The organism is Nocardia sp. NPDC052316, assembly GCF_044547795.1.
Lineage (GTDB): Bacteria > Actinomycetota > Actinomycetes > Mycobacteriales > Mycobacteriaceae > Nocardia.
The window spans coordinates 1-15,477 of the sequence record NZ_JBIUBB010000002.1 but is presented as its reverse complement, the minus strand read 5'-3'; the positions used below and the strand labels follow the sequence as shown (position 1 = coordinate 15,477).

Here is a 15,477-nt window from a genome sequence, read left to right as displayed (position 1 = left end):
GTCGACATCACGAGGATACGAACAACCTTCTCGGTTCTCGCCGTGCGAAGTCGGTCGGCGTCGCAAAAGCCCTCCGACGCTAAGACATTGAGCACTACCTGCCGCAGCGGCCGATTCCCGCTCGGCAGAGCACCGAACGCGCTACCTTAGGACTGCACTCCATCGCCACAGCGAACATCCTGCCGCACACAGTATTGCCGCCCGGAGAGGAGATTCCCGATGATCACAGCCGACAAGATCGAGCACGAGGTGGACATCAACGCTTCCGCCGCACGGGTGTGGGAGCTGGTGACCGAGCCGGGCTGGTGGGTCGGCGACGGTGACAGATCCGGTCAGAGTCGCAGGCGCGAAGGCGATTTCGAAGTGATCGAGGACCCGAAGTACGGTGATTTTCCCGTCCGGGTCGAGACGGTGCGGCCGCCGGACTACGCCTCCTATCGGTGGGCGTCCGCCTTCCCCGGCGCGCTGCCCGGTGACGGCAATTCCACCCTGGTGGAGTTCCGGCTCGCCGAGCGCGACGGCGGTACCCGCCTGCGGGTGATCGAGAGCGGCTTCGCCGCACTGGCCCTGCCCGACGATGAGCGGGCGAAGCGGGCCGAGGAAAACAAGGGCGGCTGGAAAATGCAGCTGGACGTCCTCAAAGCCAACGCGGAGTAGCCGCGGGCCGACCAGCGCCACGAGATTCGCGGGCCGCCTGCCCATTTCCCAGCAGGATGCGGCCGACGGCGGACCGCCCTGGAGAATACGGGGGCTCGGCACGAGGCGCGAATTGCGCTACCGAATCAGGCCGGGCCCCAAATCAATTCGCCCACACGCAGCCACAATCCGCTGCGATGGATCACGACTAACTATAGATTATAGTAGTATTTAATCCGTAGGCATCACAGGGCGGGCTGAGCATCCTTCGCGGACGTCGACCGAACGCTGCGGCCTCAATCGAACAGCGGTCCGAGAACGCGGAGGTCATCATGGCCGAGAAAGCAACCGACACCACCGACGAGGTCGGCGAGTACTACGACGGTGTCGGTGAACTGGTGCAGGTCGTCGGGGGCAACCTGCACCTCGGATACTGGGACGACGACCAGGACGACACGCCATTCCTCGAAGCCATGACCAGGCTCACCCGGATGATCGCCGAACGACTACCGCTGCACCCCGGCCAGCACCTCCTCGATGTGGGTTGCGGTGTGGCCGAACCGGCCATTCAACTGGCCGGGCGACTCGGCATCTCGGTCACCGGCATCACGGTGAGCGGCTGGGAAGTCCAGGAGGCGACCGCCAGTGTCGCGCGCGCGGGCCTGTCCGACAAAATCGCCATCACCTGGGCCGATGCCGCCGCTCTCCCCTTTTCGAACGACGAGTTCGACGCCGCCATCGCCTTCGATTCGGTGCCCAACTCGCCGGACAAGGACAAATGGCTCGGCGAGATATATCGAGTGCTCCGGCCGGGCAGCCGATTCATCTACTCGGAATACCCCCTGATCGCGGAGGTGACGCCGGCCCAACGGGAAGTACTCAGGGCGAACACCGTGCCGAACCCGCCGACCAGCATGAGCGCCGCCGTGGCACCGGCCGTCGCGACCGGATTCGAGGTGCTCGAGGAACTCGATTGCAGCGCCAACGCGCGCCCGTTCTACGACGCCTTCTTGCACCGATTCGCCGAACAACGGGCCGACTTGATCGCGGCCTACGGAAAGGACCGGATTCACAACTTCGAATCCGGCATAACGACGATGTTCGAACTCTGTCGCGAAAAGATCGGTTACTACCTCATCGTGTGCCGGAAGCCGTAAGGTCGGGCACAACTATATGAAAAGGAGTGTGATCGGGCGTGTCCGAGATCCGACGGCGGCTGCACAAAGCGACTACGCAGGAAGATCACACCACCGGGGAACCCCGCACCTCCAAACGCCTACCGATCGGCGTGTACGTCCTCGGGGCCAGCGTATTCGCCCTGGGCACTTCGGAATTCATCGTATCCGGGCTGGTCGATCAGATCGCAGGGTCGCTCGGGGTCTCCGTGCCCCAGGTCGGCCAGCTCATCACGGCGTTCGCGATCGGCATGCTGATCGGCGCGCCCTTGATGGCCGTGCTGACCCTCGGCCGGGACCGCAAGACCGTGCTCCTGGTAGCCGTGACCGTCTTCTGCGTCGCGGATCTACTGACGGTGATCCCGGTCTTCGGTCTCATGTTCACCATGCGGTTGATCGCGGCCATGGCCTGCGCGACCGCACTGACCGTTGCCCAGGTGATGGCCGTCGCCCTGGCCGGTCCAGGGCGGATGCCACAGGCGATCGCGGTGATCCTCGGCGGCATGACGCTGGCGAATGTGGCGGGCGTACCGCTCGGCAGCCTGGTCGGCGCCCTGTTCAGCTGGCAGGTCATCTTCGTGCTGATCGGCGTGATGAGCGCTATCGGTGCCATCCTCGTCGCATTGTTCGTGCCGAGGTTGCCGCGCGACCACGGTCCCGCGGTCGGGCTGGGCACGCTGGTCGCCCGCGAACTGCGGTCGCTGGTCCAGGTTCGGGTCTTCGTCGCACTCACCACCATCGTGCTGTTCGAGACGGCCCTGTTCAGCGTGTACGCCTACGTTCAGCCGCTGCTCATCGACGCCAGCGGTATCAGCGTGCATCAGGTGCCGATCGTGCTGTTCCTGTTCGGTATCGGGTTGTTCGTCGGCAACACCCTCGGCGGCCGGCTGGCGCAGTTGAACGCCATGAAGAACGTCATCGGCAGTCTGGTGGCGATGATCGTCATGCTGCTGGTGCTGCGGGCCGTCGTGCACCATGGGATCGCGGCGGCCGCCGCGATCACCATCCTCGGCGTGTGCGCGTTCTCGATGACCGCCGCGCTCAGCTCGCGCGTGATCGGTTTCGCGGTGGCGGCGCCGACCCTTGCCGTCGCAATTGTCATGTCCGCCTTCAATATCGGCAATGCGATCGGTCCGGCGATCGGTGGCGTCGTTATTTCGCACGCGGCGATCGCCGATGTCATCTGGGTCGGCGTGATCATCGCGCTACTCGCGCTGGCCACCGCATTCGTTTCCGTCGTCATCGAGCGTCGACGGACATACGCGCCGGCTTCGTGAGCACAGCTGGCGCCGGTGGCTGCTGCAGCCGCCGGTGCCGGGCCTGCCGACACGGAGTCCGCTGTTACCGCGAGCCTTCGGCTGCCCGCCGGGCGTCGACGGCGCCGCGCACCTCGTCCGAGATCAGGTCGTCGATCATCGCGGCCGCGACCTCGGCACCCATCGCCGCGGCGCCGATCAGCTGTTTGGCCGGATCGGCCACGTTTCCCGCAGCCCAGACACCCGGCACCGCGGTGCGGCCGGTGGCGTCGGTGGCGATGTAGTCGCCGATCCCGCTCGGGTGCGGGGTCGGGGTCAGCCCGAGCGGGGCGAGCAGGTCACCGCGCGCGGAGAATCGTGGCCCGCACACGAGCGCCTGCAGCTCGACGACCTGACCGGTGGCCAACCGAACACCGCTCAAACGATCATTGGTGATCTGCAAAGCCTCGACCTCGCCGGGGATGATCGCGATATCGCGAGCGGCGAGCTCCTCGACCTCGCTGTCGGTCAGCGTCGGCCCGGTGTGCGACAGGAAACGAAGCTGCGCCGACCACTGCCGGAACAGCATGGCCTGGTGCATGGACATCGGGGTGGTGGACAGCACGCCGATGACCTGATCGCGTACCTCCCAGCCATGGCAGAAGGGACAATTCAGCACATCCTGTCCCCACCGGTCAGCCAGTCCGGGGATCTCGGGCAGATTATCGGTGAGGCCGGTCGCGACGAGCAGGCGGCGTCCGTGAATGGTGCCGGCATCGACGACGTCCACGCGGACACGGCCGTCCGACGCCGACACCGCCGTCGCCACGCCGGTGACGAACTCGACGCCGTACTGCCGCACCTCCGCGCGACCCGCTACCAGTAAGTCCCCCGGCGGCATGCCGTCCCGAGTCAGGAACCCGTGCATGTGTGTGGCGGTGGCATTGCGCGGCTCGCCGCTGTCCACGACAACGACCGTGTACCGCGCACGGGCGAGCATCAGAGCGGCGCTCAAACCCGCCGCGCCACCGCCGACGATCACTACATCACAGTGATTTCCGGACTCTGGGATCGTCACTCCGGCCTCCTGTAGTCAGATAGATATATAAGATGATAGCATTTGGTAGCTGATCGAGTATCGGCAGCACTCCCGCATCCGGTTCGAATACACGGAGATAACGCGATGACCAGCGCACTCAGAATAAGTAAACTCCGCAAGTTGTTCGGCGCATACGATGTCGACCAGGACGGTGTCATGGACGAACTGGATGTCACGGCGCTGGCCCAGATGTGGTGCGACACATACGATCTGCCGCCGCGCTCGGCGGAGTGGGACAAAATTCATCGGCAGGCCCTCCGCATGTTCCGGGATATGCCCGGCTCGGTGGACGCCGACGGAATAAAGAAGATAACCATCGACGAATGGCTGACATGGGGCGACCATCCGGAATTCCGGCAATTCGTCGAATCGTCGGCGATACCGTTCAGCATGGCGGTGTTCGCGGCTGCGGACAAAGACAAGGACGGGCGCATTTCCGCGCCGGAAATGATGGCGGCCCAACTCAAAGGCGGCATGTCCGAGCAGGAGACCAACAAAGCATTCTCGCTCTTGGACGCCGACGGCGACGGTTACGTCACCACGGACGAATACATCCAGGCTTCCAGGGAATTCTATTTGAGCGACGACCCGGCCGCGCGGGGAAATCATATCGCCGGTGAACTGTAGCCGCTAGATTTTATGCCGAAAGTCCGGCCGGATGCGCATCCGGCCGGACTTTCGGCATAAAATCTAGGCCGTCGCGACGCCCCTGCGGTGCACCGTCATCGGCAGCGCGTCCACCGGCATCGTGACAGCCGGTTTCGGCTTGGGCTGGTGTCCCGGCACGGAGACCAACCGCCAGCGCGCGGCGATCGTCGCGAGCACGATAATCAACTCCGCCCAGGAGAACGACTCACCGATGCAGCCGTGGACACCTGCCCCGAATGGCATGAACGCATTGCGCTGGACACCGGTCACCCGCTCGGGCAACCAACGATCGGGATCGAATACCTTTGGGTCGGCAAAGATTTCGGGATTGTGGTTGAGCGCGTAGAAGCTGTAGAGCACCACCTCGTCGGCCGGTATGCGGTAGCCGCCGAGCTCGGTATCCCGCGTCGTCGTCCTGGTCTGGAAGAAGCCTTGGGTGCGCAGACGCAGCGTTTCGGTGAGCACCCGGCGGGTGTATTCCAGCGCAGCGACGTCGTCGTACTCGGCGGCCCGACCGGCGAGCACGCGGTCCACTTCCTCGTGCAGCCGCCGCTCGACCTCCGGATGGGTGGCGATCTCGTGAAAGGCCCACGCCAAGGTATTGCTGATGGTGTTGCTGCCCGCGATGAAGAAGGTCAGCACCTCGTCGTGGATCTGCTGATCGCTCATGCTCGGCGAGCCGTCGTCGTCTCTGGCGAGCAGCATCATCGACAACAAATCGCCGCGGTCGACGCCGTCAGACCGCCCCGCCCGGATCGTCTCGTGAATGGTCCGCCGCAGATACTCCTCCGACTCCCGGTATCGACGATTCGCCGCGGTCGGCAGCTTCGTCAGCAGACCGGTGGTGTCGGTCATCTTCCGGAAGAGTCCGCCGAGTACGGCTCCGGTGGCGTCCATGAATCGACGCTGGTCCAGCGCGGTACCCGGCGCGAAGATCACCTGGGTCACATTGGCCAGGGCGAGTTCGTCCATCTCCCGCTCGACCCGAAGGGTCTCCCCCTCGGACCAGGACTCCATCGTCGCCACGGTCAATCCGCTGATCAGCGAGGAGTAATGCACGATCCGCTTGCGATGGAAGGCCGGCTGGAGCAGTCGGCGCTGGCGCCGATGGAAATCGCCGTCCGAGATCCCGAGGCCGTTACCGAACATCACGCGGAACCGTTCGGCGATCGGGCCGCCCCTGGCGAATATCTCCGGCGCGCGCATGACCTGCCGCATCAGGTCGGCGTCGTTGATCACATACATCGGCCTGCGGCCGAGCCGGATCACGGTCACCGGGTCGCCGGACTGCAAGGAGAGCAGCAGTTCGCCTGGACGCCGCTTCATCTCGAGCCCGTGGCCGAGTAGCGGCATACCGCCGGGAGTAAGAGCCGGCTGTCGAGCAATAGTGGTCATCGGTTCGCCACCTTCTGAATCGGACCGCGCGGGCTATTCGTCGCCGCGTGCGGTGTGGGCGGCCGACGGCACGGTGGCGAGAACCGTTCCGGTTTCCAACAGGGCTTTGAGATTGTTCATCAGCCCCGGCCAGCCACCGCTGCCTTCGAGTTGGCCGCTGATCGCCCTATACATGACGCTGCCCGGTTCGAAGCCGTCGTGGGTCACCGTCAGCCGCACCGTGCCGTCGCTCTCGGGTTCGATCTCGAAGGTCACCTTGGTGCGCGGTTCCTTGGCGTACTCGGCGAATTCCTCGTCCGTCCAGCCGAAGAGTTGGGCGTGCGCGGGTTGCAGAAGGTGCCAACTGTAGGAAAGCAGCCGAGGCGGGTCCGCTGCCAGCACGACCTGACCCAGATCCTGGAATTCCTCCTCCGCCATGTTCTGCCATTTCACCGGCGAACCCACGCGCCAGTCGGATTGCATCGCGACGCCGAACCAATATCGGCGGGTGAATTCCGGTTCGGTCAATCCTGCCCACAGCTGCTCGGGTGTCGTCGCAATGCGTGTCGTGTAGGTGAATTCCATGGTGCTCATCCTTTTGACTTCGATGCTGCTGCATAGCTGATCGTGGTCGGCTGCCCGGCCTCGAATCGATCGGCCCCGGCACCACGGCCGCGACCGCATCACGACGTCACCCGTTACCCGTACTACCTCACCTGCGCGTTACCGCCGCAGGTTCGGTGGATTCTCGTCCAGCACCAGCCGAAGCGTGACGTCGTGTTCGAGCGCCGCCTTCAAAGCGGCGATCAGGTAGGCGAATCCGGCCGTCGAATCCCGGACGCCGTCGATCTGGTTTTGGAGATCGCCGCCGTACCCGCTCTCGGTGATATGCAGATACGTGGCGTCGTTCTCATATGGTGTGAACGAGAACTCGACGGTGGTCGGCTCGTCGGGATTGTAATTGTCCCAAGTGAATTGAATACTGCTGTCGGGGTCGAACTTCTGAACCCGAATCGTGCGCGCCACGCCGTACATTTCCCATTCCCAGGTGAGTTCGGCACCCTCCGCCATCCGGCCACTGCTCTTCGTGTACCAGAATTTGGACGTTATCGAGGGGTCGGCCAGGGCTTCGAAGACGTCGTGCGGTGGGCGGCGGATGAGCATGCCGAGGTCAACGGACGGTGGTTGGATCGGCTGCGGCGCAACCATGGTGTCTCCTGTTCGCTAAGGGGGATTCGGTAACTCTTTCGGTAGTGGTTCGGATTCACCGTAACGGTGGATGGGTGTCGTTGTGGGGCATTCGAGCATGTGAGGGTCACTTTCCGTCGAGCCACAGGTTGGTCAGATCTCCGTTGAGAACCGGATAGGGCAGCCAGTTCCGCACGGTCGTCGCATGGAACCAGTACTGGTGCGCGAAGAGGATGGGCACCACGGCGGCGTCGTGCAGCACCTCGGCCTCCATCCGGCGGAACAGTTCGCCGGACCGCGCCTCGTCGGCCGAAGTGAGTGCGGCGCCGAGCAACTCGTTGACCTTCGCACTGCGATAGCGGCCGAAGTTCGAGCCCCAGTCGCCGTGCTCGACCACGCCCCTGCTGTCGACCACGCCCCTGCTGTCGAACAGCGGCTGCAGATACGTTCTGGCGTTGTTGCCGTACCAGTCCGGTTCCCAGCCGGTGAGGGCGATGTCCCAGCTCCTGGGCGTGCCCGACGCGCAGAAGTAGTCCGCGAACAGTTCGTTGATCGAGACGCCGACCAGCTCGACGCGGATACCGGCCCGAGCCATCGCCGCCTTGACCACCTCGGCCGTCTCGGGGTGGATGTCGCGGTCGCGGTAGACCAACCTCAGCGCGAGCCCGTCCGGATAACCGGCCTCGGCGAGCAGCTTTGCGGCCAGCTCCGGATCGCCGCGGCCGCCCTCGGTTGCGTACGGGCGGAATTCGCGGTGCGCGGTGCACAGCGGTGGAAGGATCTGGTCGGCAATGTCGTTCAGCCGCGGACCGCCCCATACTCGCGACACCTCGGCCTTGTCGACCGCATACTGCAACGCGACTCGAACCTTCCGCCTGGCCATGACGGGCCTGTCGAAGTTGATCACCAGATAGGGACTGAACAATCCGGCGGGGTACACCTCCAGTCGCGGGTCATGGTTACGCAGCAGCGGCGGGAGTTCCTCGGTGAGCGGCTGGATGTCCCACAGCATCTCGGCCGTACCGCTGGCCACCAATTCATGGGCCGCACGCTCGGACATCCCCTCGCGAACGACGATGCTGTCCACATAGGCGGCCCGCAGACGATCGGAATTCGGGTCCCACGCGGGGTTGCGCTCGAGCACGATCCGTTCTCCCGGAACGTAATTCGCCACCCGGTAGGGGCCGTTCGAGGCAAGGACGCGGTTGAACTCCCGACTGCCGGGCACGAAATCCAGGTACTCGACCGGTGCGGGCGTGGCGAACGGCACTGCGAGCATGTTCAAGAAGTCGGAGGTGGGATACCGAGTGGTGAACCGGATCTCCCGGTCCCCTTCGGCGCGCACACCGCGAATCTCGGTGTGCTCCATGGTTTCCGCGAGGGCGTCGCGTGGCGCGGCCGCCATCGCGTCCCGGAACTCGGTCATCCCGTCGATGGTGCTCAGGTAGTAGGCCAGGCCGGGACTGCTTGCGAGCGGGTGGGCCAGTCGCTTGATCCCGCGCACGACATCGCCGGCGACCAGCGGGCGGATGCCCCAGGGCGTGCTCCACCGCAGATTTTCGGCGAGGGTGAACCGGTATCGGGTGCCGTCCGCGCTGATCCGGCCGTTCGCCACGGTCGGCACCTCGGTCGCCAGGTCCGCGACGATCCTCCCCGCCTCCGCGCGGTCGCGGCTCGCGACGTAGCCGACCAGCTGCCGGGTGTAGCCACGGACGATGCCGCGGGTGGCCGTGTGGTACGCCAGCGCGGGGTCGAGATAGTCGACGTCGCCGGCCCCGACCATGGTGAGCGTGCCGCCGCGCCGGGGCGACTGCTGCTCGGTAGGGCTAGCAGTTCGAGTAGTTGTTTCCCGCACTGCCACACCGCCTTTCCGCATCCGCCCCAAAGTATACTTCCATTACATATAGTGATCTAGAGGATCTTTCGGCACGGTCCGAACCAGGAGGTCGGCAATGAGCGGTGATCAGCCAAGGTACGGCGGCACCTTGCGCCTGTACGGACCGGGAAGCATGGACCATGTCGACCCGGCGAGCTCCTACTACATGCTGTCCGGGCAGATCATCAGACTGTTCACCCGCCAGCTGTTCACCTATCGCCCGGTGGCGCACCTGCGCGACTGGAGCCAAGTGACGCCGGTCCCCGATGTCGCGCTCGAGGTACCCACGATCGACAACGGCGGCCTCAGTCGCGACCACCTGACCTATACCGTTCGCCTGCGCCCAGGGGTCCTTTGGGACACCACACCGCCGCGCGAGGTGACCGCAGCGGACTTCGTCCGTGGGTTCAAGCGAATGTGCAACCCCGTGCTCCGGGCCGGCGCGATCCACTACTACACCAGCACCATCAAGGGAGTAGCGGAATACTGCGACGACTACGCCGCCGCTGTGCCGCAACGGAATCCGACGCCGGCCGAGCTGGCACGGTTCCAGAACTCCCGCGACATCCCGGGGATCACCGCGGTCGACGATCGGACCCTGGTGTTCGAGTTGATCCGGCCCGCACTGGACTTCGTGCACATCATCTCGATGATGTTCGCCTCACCCGCCCCGGCGGAGTACGACGAGTTCGTCCCCGACAGCCCCGAATTCCGTCGAAACGTCCGGTCGCTGGGGCCTTACCGGCTGACCCACTACCGCCACGGCGCGGAACTACGCATGGCACGAAATCCGGTGTGGCGCCAGGACACCGACCCGGTGCGGCATCAGTATCTCGACGGCGTCGAGGTCGTCATGGAGAAGGCGACACCGGAGCAGGTCGGCCAGCGGATCAGAGCCGGGCACGCGGACCTGTCCTGGGCCTCCCCCGTCACCGAAACCTACGACGAGAACCCCACCGATCCCGGCAACAACCTCGGCTACGCGCTGAATCCCTACGTCGTGTTCAACACGGTCAGCCCGAACGCCGACGGCGCCATGGGCAAAGTCGAAGTGCGCCAGGCGATCTCCTATGCGATCGACAAAACGACGATGGTCGACATCTTCGACAAGTTGAGCGTCGGTACGGTGATGTGGCCCGCCCACTCCGCCATTCCACCGGGCAACTACGGCTACGAGGACTTCGATCTCTATGCGACACCGGGCGATCGAGGTGACCCGGTGAAGGCGCGTGCGCTGCTCGCCGCCGCGGGTTATCCGGAGGGCCTGACGCTGACGGTCGTGCATCGCGATGTGGACGCGAACCCCGAAGTCGCCGACGCACTGGCCACCGACCTCGCCAAGATCGGTATCACGCTGCGTCTGGTCGCGCTGGGGCACGCCGACTTCTACCCGTTCCTCCGGGACCCGGCCAACGCGCGGGCAGGCGCCTGGGACCTGTCGACCCCGGCGTGGACCCCGGATTGGTTCGGCAACAACGGGCGCGCCTTCCTGCAACCGATGTTGCAGACCAACGAAGTTCGCGGCACCGGCAACTATGGGTGCTACAGCAACCCGGAGGTCGACCGCATGATCGAGCAGGCGCTCTCGGCGACCGACCCGGCCGACGCGCACGCGGCGTGGCACGCGGTGGATCTGCAGGTGATGCGGGACGCGGCCATCGTGCCGATCCTGGTGCACGCACCGACCATCCCGCATATCCGGGGCGCGCGCGTGCGCAACGCGATCGCCATGCCGACCATCGATCGCTGGTTCGACCTGTCCAACCTCTGGCTCGAAACCGGCGAATGAGCGTCCCCGATCCCGACAGACCGGCCTACGAGCCGGTAGTCCGCGAGTATCTGCTGTTGGGTTTGCGCCTGGGCAGACTGATCGACGGTTTCGTCGACTGCTGGTTCGGCGATCCCCGGCTCGCGGCGCGCGTGAACGAGGAACCGCCCGCTGCCCCCACCGAGCTGGCCCGGCACGCCGCCCGGCTGCGGGCCGAACTCGCCGACTCGGGGCTGCCCGACCCGCGGCAGCGGTATCTGTCGGCGCAGCTCACGGCGCTGGAGTGTGTGGCAAACCGGCTGTCCGGCAAGGACATACCGTTCCTGGACGAGATTCGGCAGTACTTCGACGTCGACATCGCCATCGGCGATCCCGAGTGCTATGCGAACGCCCACGCGTCGATCGCCGAGCTGTTACCGGGCAGCGGCGGCCTGCGGGAGCGGCTCGACGCGTACTACGAGCGCAATCGCATTCCACCGGCCCGCTTGCAACAAGCCGTCCAGGCCGTCTCCGACGAACTGCGTGTGCTCGCACAACCGCTGTTCGGCTTGCCGGTCGGCGAGCGCGTCGAGTACGAGGTGGTGCACGGCAAGCCCTGGAACGCCTTCAACCGGTATCTGGGCGGCTTCCGTTCCGAGGTCGCGCTCAACGACGAGGCCGGGCGCGCGATCGCGGCCCTGCCGATCCTGGTGACCCACGAAGCGTATCCCGGCCACCACACCGATCATTGCCTCAAGGAGGCCGGGCTCGTGCGCGAGCACGGACACGCCGAACAGCTCATCTCGCTGGTGAATACTCCGCAATGCCTGATCTCCGAAGGTACGGCCGAACTCGCGCACGTGGCCGTCCTCGGCCAGGGGTGGGGCGAATGGACCGCGAGAATCCTTGCCGCAGAAGGCATACCCAGCGACGGTGCGCTCGTCGAGCGGGTGCGGGCCCTGGTCCAGCGGCTGTTGCCCGCTCGCCAGGACGCGGCGATCATGCTGCACGACCGGGGTGCCGATGCCGACGACGTCACCGACTATCTCGAACGTTGGCTGCTGCTTCCCCGTGACCGAGCCGAGCACATGGTGAGCTTCCTGACCGACCCGCTGTGGCGGGCGTACACGGTCACCTACATCGAGGGAGCACGACTGGTCGGCGCGTGGCTGGACGCGAAACCGGCGAATCAGCCTGTCGCCGAACGCTATCTGCGCCTGCTCCGGCAACAGTTGCTGCCCGCCGACCTGCAGCACGAGCTGGACGCGACGAGGGTGTCACCGACTATTGGGCACTGATGCCGGGCACCATGATCGCGCGCAGCTGCAAGGTGGTGTGGTCGCAGTACCAGATCCGGCTGCCGTCCCAGGTCAGTCCGGTCGGGTTTCCGGCGACGTTGTACGAAGCGACCTCGCGACGCGTCTCCAGGTCGACGAGGTTGATCATGGCGCCGTGGTAGTCGGCGTAGGCGAGATAGTCGTCGGAGACGGTGACGCCGGCGGGTGCCGCGTGCACGGGAATGGTGTCGACCAGCCGGAGCCCGTCGGCCGTGCGCAGATCGATCGACTTTCGATTCTCGTAGCCCAGCCACACGCCGTGCTGGGCGGCCTCGAGTCCGGACAATCCTTCGCCTGGACGGGGATTCGGCAACTCGGTGACCGTATCCCCGGTCGCTGGGTCGATCACGCGCAAGACGCGGTCTTCACCGACGACCTGGATCAGATGGCCGCCCATCGTGGTGAGATCGGAACGGACTGCCGCACAGGGGATTCGGTGTTGCACAGCGCCCGTCGCCGGGTCGATCGCGATGATCTGGTTGAGCACACCTTCGGAGAACCAGAGCAGATCCCCCGACCAGGTCAAGCCGCACAGCTTCAGCGCCCGCACGGGGATGTCGCGCACTGTGCCGACAGAAATCGGCATCACCCCTCCCCTCCCCGGGCAATAGCGCAGTCCAGCCGCCATTCGGTGGCCACCCGGGATCGGGCGGAGCCGGATGGTCGGTGCACCGTCGCCCGGACTGCATCGCCGTCGCTCACCGGGGTGTGCCGCAGCGGCCAGATCCACACCGCCCAGTTACATCCGAGATAGGACGGAAAGTTCGACAGCGAGATGCCATCGATGAGGTCGGCGGTGAAGAAACCCATGACGGCGTGCAAGTTTCCCGACTGGGTGATGGGCATGGTCACGCGCTCCGCGAGGGGCACGGCAGCGCTGAGCAGCCGCGGTTCCCGCTGGAAGAAGTGCAATTGCGCGTGTGGCTCGGCGAATTCCTGCACCGCGTCCAGTCGGAAGCCGTGGAAATCCTGCCCCCACAGTCCCCAGCCTTCGTTGTCGAATTCGATGGCTGCGAGCGTGGTGGTCAGCTCGCGCGGGATGATGCGGCCGCCCGGCTTCAGGTTTTTGCGAGCGACACTGTCCAGCACGCGCATCATGTTCTCTTCCGGGCCGAGATTGCCCATCATCTCCGAGACGATGACGTCGGCCTTGCGCGGTAGCCGGACCGCGCGCGCGTCACCCTGGATCAGGGTGAGCTGGTCCTTCAGGTCGTTGGTCACGATGATGCGTTCGGCCACCGCCGCCATGTCCGGGTCCGCCTCGATCGCGTACACATGCTCGGCACCGTGTTTCAGCGCCAGTAGCGACAGCGCCAAAGTGCCTGCGCCCACGTCGATCACGATCGAGCCGGGCTCGACGGCCCGCTCGAGCGCCTGGTCGTAAGCGTTCATCCTCGGCCGGTCGGCGAGCATCACCTGATGCATGAGAAGGATCAGTGGATCCACAATGCCTGCCTCCGGTCGTGGGTGCTGGTCCCTCCCGTGCGACGCGGTAAGGGACCAGCAGGGCCGAGCTTTCGCTATTGATAACTCTAGGGAACTCGCCCGAGCGGCCGACGTCAAGCGACGACCGCTCGGAAGAGCCCACCTACACGTTGACGGCGGCGTGCTCGCCGACAAACGAATCACGCATGACCAGATTGATACCCGTCAGCCTGGCCTTGACCTCGTCCGCCGTGGTGACCAGCGCGGTGTCCGTGCCGTTCATCTGCAGCTCGGTCCCCGTGGCCTCCATGCTCGACAGCTTGCCGAACACGTGCACCGGGTTCGTCGCGTACAGCGTCGCCTCGGGGGTGACCAGCTCGAACTCGGTGTCGATGTGCAGCTCGCTCGGGTAGCGGATGCGGCTCAGGCTGTCTTCGCTGCCTTCGCCGAGGGTGCCACCGGACACACGCGGGAAGCTCACTCTGAGCATCACGCGTCCGCCGAGCTCGGCACAGTGGCCGGAGATCGCGACGCGCGAGATCTGTGCCAGCACACCGGAGCCCTCGTCGTGCTTCTCCGGTCCGAACAGCAGGATCTCCGTGCCCGCCGCGTTCTTGTAGTCGCCGGCCAGGTCGACGGTGACTTCCTTGCCGCCCACCTCCAGTTTGGCTTGGCCCTCCAACGACACCTGCATGATCATCGACGGGTCGACAAGCATGGAGATGCACGGCCCGGCGCTCGGCATGAAGAACATGCTCGGCGTGATGCCCACCGGCTCGTTCTCGTCGTTGGCGGGGTACCACGCCTCGGGCAGGGTGGTGCCACGGACCACGTTGGGCCCCACGATCACGTCGAACGGACCGTCACCGCGCGGCTTGCCGAGGTACGGGCCGGTCAGCGGCTTCTTGAACGGCGGAATATGGTCGACCACACCGTAGATGTCGATCACGTTGCGGTGTGCCAGCCGCAGCGTGCTGGACTCCAGGATGCCGAACCGGCGAATGTTGAACTCCGCGGGGAAGTTCTTGCCGGGCGTGATCTGCCGTACGTGACCGGTGTTGGGCAGGAACGGGTTGGACAGCACCTGGATGCGGTCGTCCAACTCGTAGCTGAAGCCCTTGATACCGACCTCGGGTGCCGAGATCAACTCGGTCTCGAACTCCGCGTAACCCCTTTCGTCGACACGGTGCTCGAACCCGGGCATCGGCCACTTGTTCAGTTGGACGAAGCCGGAGAGGTTGATCGTCTCCTTCCGTGCCGCGTAGTAATCCTCACCGAATGCCACGGTCGCGGCGGCGAGGATATGCGGACGGATCGGCTTCGGTTCTAAGTTCAGTGATTCGTACGTCTCTTTGATGGCGCTCAATCCAGACACCTCCAGCGTCTGTGGAACTAGTTGGAACGATGCCTTTAACTATATGTTTTTGAACTGATCTGGGCAATGATACGAGCCCTACCAAAAGTGCGAAGAATCAAGATTAATTTCCGGCCCCGCGGAATTCGCACCGGCACATGACACGCCTGAGCCGCGCAACACCTCCGGTGTCGCGCGGCGGTTTCCGGCGGAATCAGGTCAGTGAAATCTCCTGGCTCTTGACGCGGAATACGAACGTCGCCGCATCCGAACCGTCCGGATCCTCGACGCCGTCCCAGCCTTCGACGTCGACGTAGACGGTTTGGCCGGGGCCGATCTCGCCGAAGAGGATTTTCTCCGAGAGTTGGTCTTCGATCTCGCGT

The 15,477-nt window shown here is 65.1% G+C and carries 14 protein-coding genes; 6 read left to right on the top strand and 8 right to left on the bottom strand.

Going from position 1 to position 15,477, the window contains the following annotated elements; genetic code table 11:
* Positions 1-219 precede the first annotated feature (219 nt).
* The 3 genes from ACIHA7_RS07310 to ACIHA7_RS07300 all read left to right on the top strand — a co-directional run bounded on the left by ACIHA7_RS07310 (position 220) and on the right by ACIHA7_RS07300 (position 3,088).
* Positions 220-657 (top strand): SRPBCC domain-containing protein, encoded by a 438-nt coding sequence (locus ACIHA7_RS07310; protein WP_397286625.1) that lies wholly within the window; start codon positions 220-222, stop codon positions 655-657.
* A gap of 311 nt (positions 658-968) precedes the next feature.
* Positions 969-1,793, top strand: a complete 825-nt coding sequence (locus tag ACIHA7_RS07305; protein WP_397286623.1) for an SAM-dependent methyltransferase — start codon at positions 969-971, stop codon at positions 1,791-1,793.
* 38 nt (positions 1,794-1,831) lie between these two features.
* Positions 1,832-3,088, top strand: coding sequence for an MFS transporter (locus ACIHA7_RS07300; protein WP_397286621.1), 1,257 nt, complete (start codon positions 1,832-1,834; stop codon positions 3,086-3,088).
* Between the two features lie 64 nt (positions 3,089-3,152).
* On the opposite strand, the gene ACIHA7_RS07295 is transcribed toward ACIHA7_RS07300, so the two are convergent.
* On the bottom strand, positions 3,153-4,124 hold the full coding sequence (locus ACIHA7_RS07295) for an NAD(P)/FAD-dependent oxidoreductase (protein ID WP_397286619.1): 972 nt from the start codon (positions 4,122-4,124) through the stop codon (positions 3,153-3,155).
* 105 nt (positions 4,125-4,229) lie between these two features.
* On the opposite strand from ACIHA7_RS07295, the gene ACIHA7_RS07290 reads away from it, so the two are divergent.
* The gene (locus ACIHA7_RS07290; protein ID WP_397286617.1) at positions 4,230-4,772 is read left to right on the top strand and encodes an EF-hand domain-containing protein; all 543 of its coding nucleotides are present in this window, start codon (positions 4,230-4,232) and stop codon (positions 4,770-4,772) included.
* A 63-nt stretch (positions 4,773-4,835) separates the two neighbouring features.
* Here the strand turns inward: ACIHA7_RS07290 and ACIHA7_RS07285 are convergent, their stop codons facing one another.
* From ACIHA7_RS07285 to ACIHA7_RS07270, 4 genes are all read right to left on the bottom strand, one after another.
* On the bottom strand, positions 4,836-6,188 hold the full coding sequence (locus ACIHA7_RS07285; RefSeq protein ID WP_397286615.1) for a cytochrome P450: 1,353 nt from the start codon (positions 6,186-6,188) through the stop codon (positions 4,836-4,838).
* Positions 6,189-6,221: 33 nt separating this feature from the next.
* Positions 6,222-6,752, bottom strand: coding sequence for an SRPBCC family protein (locus ACIHA7_RS07280; RefSeq protein ID WP_397286613.1), 531 nt, complete (start codon positions 6,750-6,752; stop codon positions 6,222-6,224).
* A gap of 138 nt (positions 6,753-6,890) precedes the next feature.
* Positions 6,891-7,376, bottom strand: a complete 486-nt coding sequence (locus ACIHA7_RS07275; protein WP_397286611.1) for an SRPBCC family protein — start codon at positions 7,374-7,376, stop codon at positions 6,891-6,893.
* Between the two features lie 106 nt (positions 7,377-7,482).
* Positions 7,483-9,231 carry an ABC transporter substrate-binding protein gene (locus ACIHA7_RS07270; protein WP_397286609.1) on the bottom strand — a complete coding sequence of 583 codons (1,749 nt, stop codon included), beginning with the start codon at positions 9,229-9,231 and terminating at the stop codon, positions 7,483-7,485.
* A gap of 76 nt (positions 9,232-9,307) precedes the next feature.
* Between ACIHA7_RS07270 and ACIHA7_RS07265 the strand changes: the two genes are divergently transcribed.
* Together ACIHA7_RS07265 and ACIHA7_RS07260 are read left to right on the top strand one after the other, a co-directional pair.
* The gene (locus ACIHA7_RS07265; protein ID WP_397286607.1) at positions 9,308-11,020 is read left to right on the top strand and encodes an ABC transporter substrate-binding protein; all 1,713 of its coding nucleotides are present in this window, start codon (positions 9,308-9,310) and stop codon (positions 11,018-11,020) included.
* The gene (locus tag ACIHA7_RS07260) at positions 11,017-12,276 is read left to right on the top strand and encodes a DUF885 domain-containing protein (protein ID WP_397286605.1); all 1,260 of its coding nucleotides are present in this window, start codon (positions 11,017-11,019) and stop codon (positions 12,274-12,276) included. Before ACIHA7_RS07265 ends, ACIHA7_RS07260 begins: the two co-directional genes overlap by 4 nt.
* Here ACIHA7_RS07260 and ACIHA7_RS07255 read toward each other — a convergent pair.
* From ACIHA7_RS07255 to ACIHA7_RS07245, 3 genes are all read right to left on the bottom strand, one after another.
* Entirely contained in the window at positions 12,263-12,901 is a 639-nt protein-coding gene (locus tag ACIHA7_RS07255; protein ID WP_397286603.1) for a hypothetical protein, read from the bottom strand. The genes ACIHA7_RS07260 and ACIHA7_RS07255 overlap by 14 nt on opposite strands.
* The gene (locus ACIHA7_RS07250) at positions 12,901-13,728 is read right to left on the bottom strand and encodes a 50S ribosomal protein L11 methyltransferase (protein ID WP_397288673.1); all 828 of its coding nucleotides are present in this window, start codon (positions 13,726-13,728) and stop codon (positions 12,901-12,903) included. Before ACIHA7_RS07250 ends, ACIHA7_RS07255 begins: the two co-directional genes overlap by 1 nt.
* A gap of 175 nt (positions 13,729-13,903) precedes the next feature.
* Positions 13,904-15,115, bottom strand: coding sequence for a DUF6004 family protein (locus tag ACIHA7_RS07245; protein ID WP_397286601.1), 1,212 nt, complete (start codon positions 15,113-15,115; stop codon positions 13,904-13,906).
* Positions 15,116-15,477: the final 362 nt, after the last annotated feature.

Coding starts and splice junctions, on each gene's coding strand:
- ACIHA7_RS07275 (WP_397286611.1), bottom strand. CDS start 7,376: ATGGTTGCGCCGCAGCCGATCCAACCACCGTCCGTTGACCTCGGCATG.
- ACIHA7_RS07270 (WP_397286609.1), bottom strand. CDS start 9,231: ATGCGGAAAGGCGGTGTGGCAGTGCGGGAAACAACTACTCGAACTGCT.
- ACIHA7_RS07250 (WP_397288673.1), bottom strand. CDS start 13,728: ATGCTCGCCGACCGGCCGAGGATGAACGCTTACGACCAGGCGCTCGAG.
- ACIHA7_RS07305 (WP_397286623.1), top strand. CDS start 969: ATGGCCGAGAAAGCAACCGACACCACCGACGAGGTCGGCGAGTACTAC.
- ACIHA7_RS07255 (WP_397286603.1), bottom strand. CDS start 12,901: ATGCCGATTTCTGTCGGCACAGTGCGCGACATCCCCGTGCGGGCGCTG.
- ACIHA7_RS07285 (WP_397286615.1), bottom strand. CDS start 6,188: ATGACCACTATTGCTCGACAGCCGGCTCTTACTCCCGGCGGTATGCCG.
- ACIHA7_RS07290 (WP_397286617.1), top strand. CDS start 4,230: ATGACCAGCGCACTCAGAATAAGTAAACTCCGCAAGTTGTTCGGCGCA.
- ACIHA7_RS07310 (WP_397286625.1), top strand. CDS start 220: ATGATCACAGCCGACAAGATCGAGCACGAGGTGGACATCAACGCTTCC.
- ACIHA7_RS07260 (WP_397286605.1), top strand. CDS start 11,017: ATGAGCGTCCCCGATCCCGACAGACCGGCCTACGAGCCGGTAGTCCGC.
- ACIHA7_RS07280 (WP_397286613.1), bottom strand. CDS start 6,752: ATGGAATTCACCTACACGACACGCATTGCGACGACACCCGAGCAGCTG.
- ACIHA7_RS07265 (WP_397286607.1), top strand. CDS start 9,308: ATGAGCGGTGATCAGCCAAGGTACGGCGGCACCTTGCGCCTGTACGGA.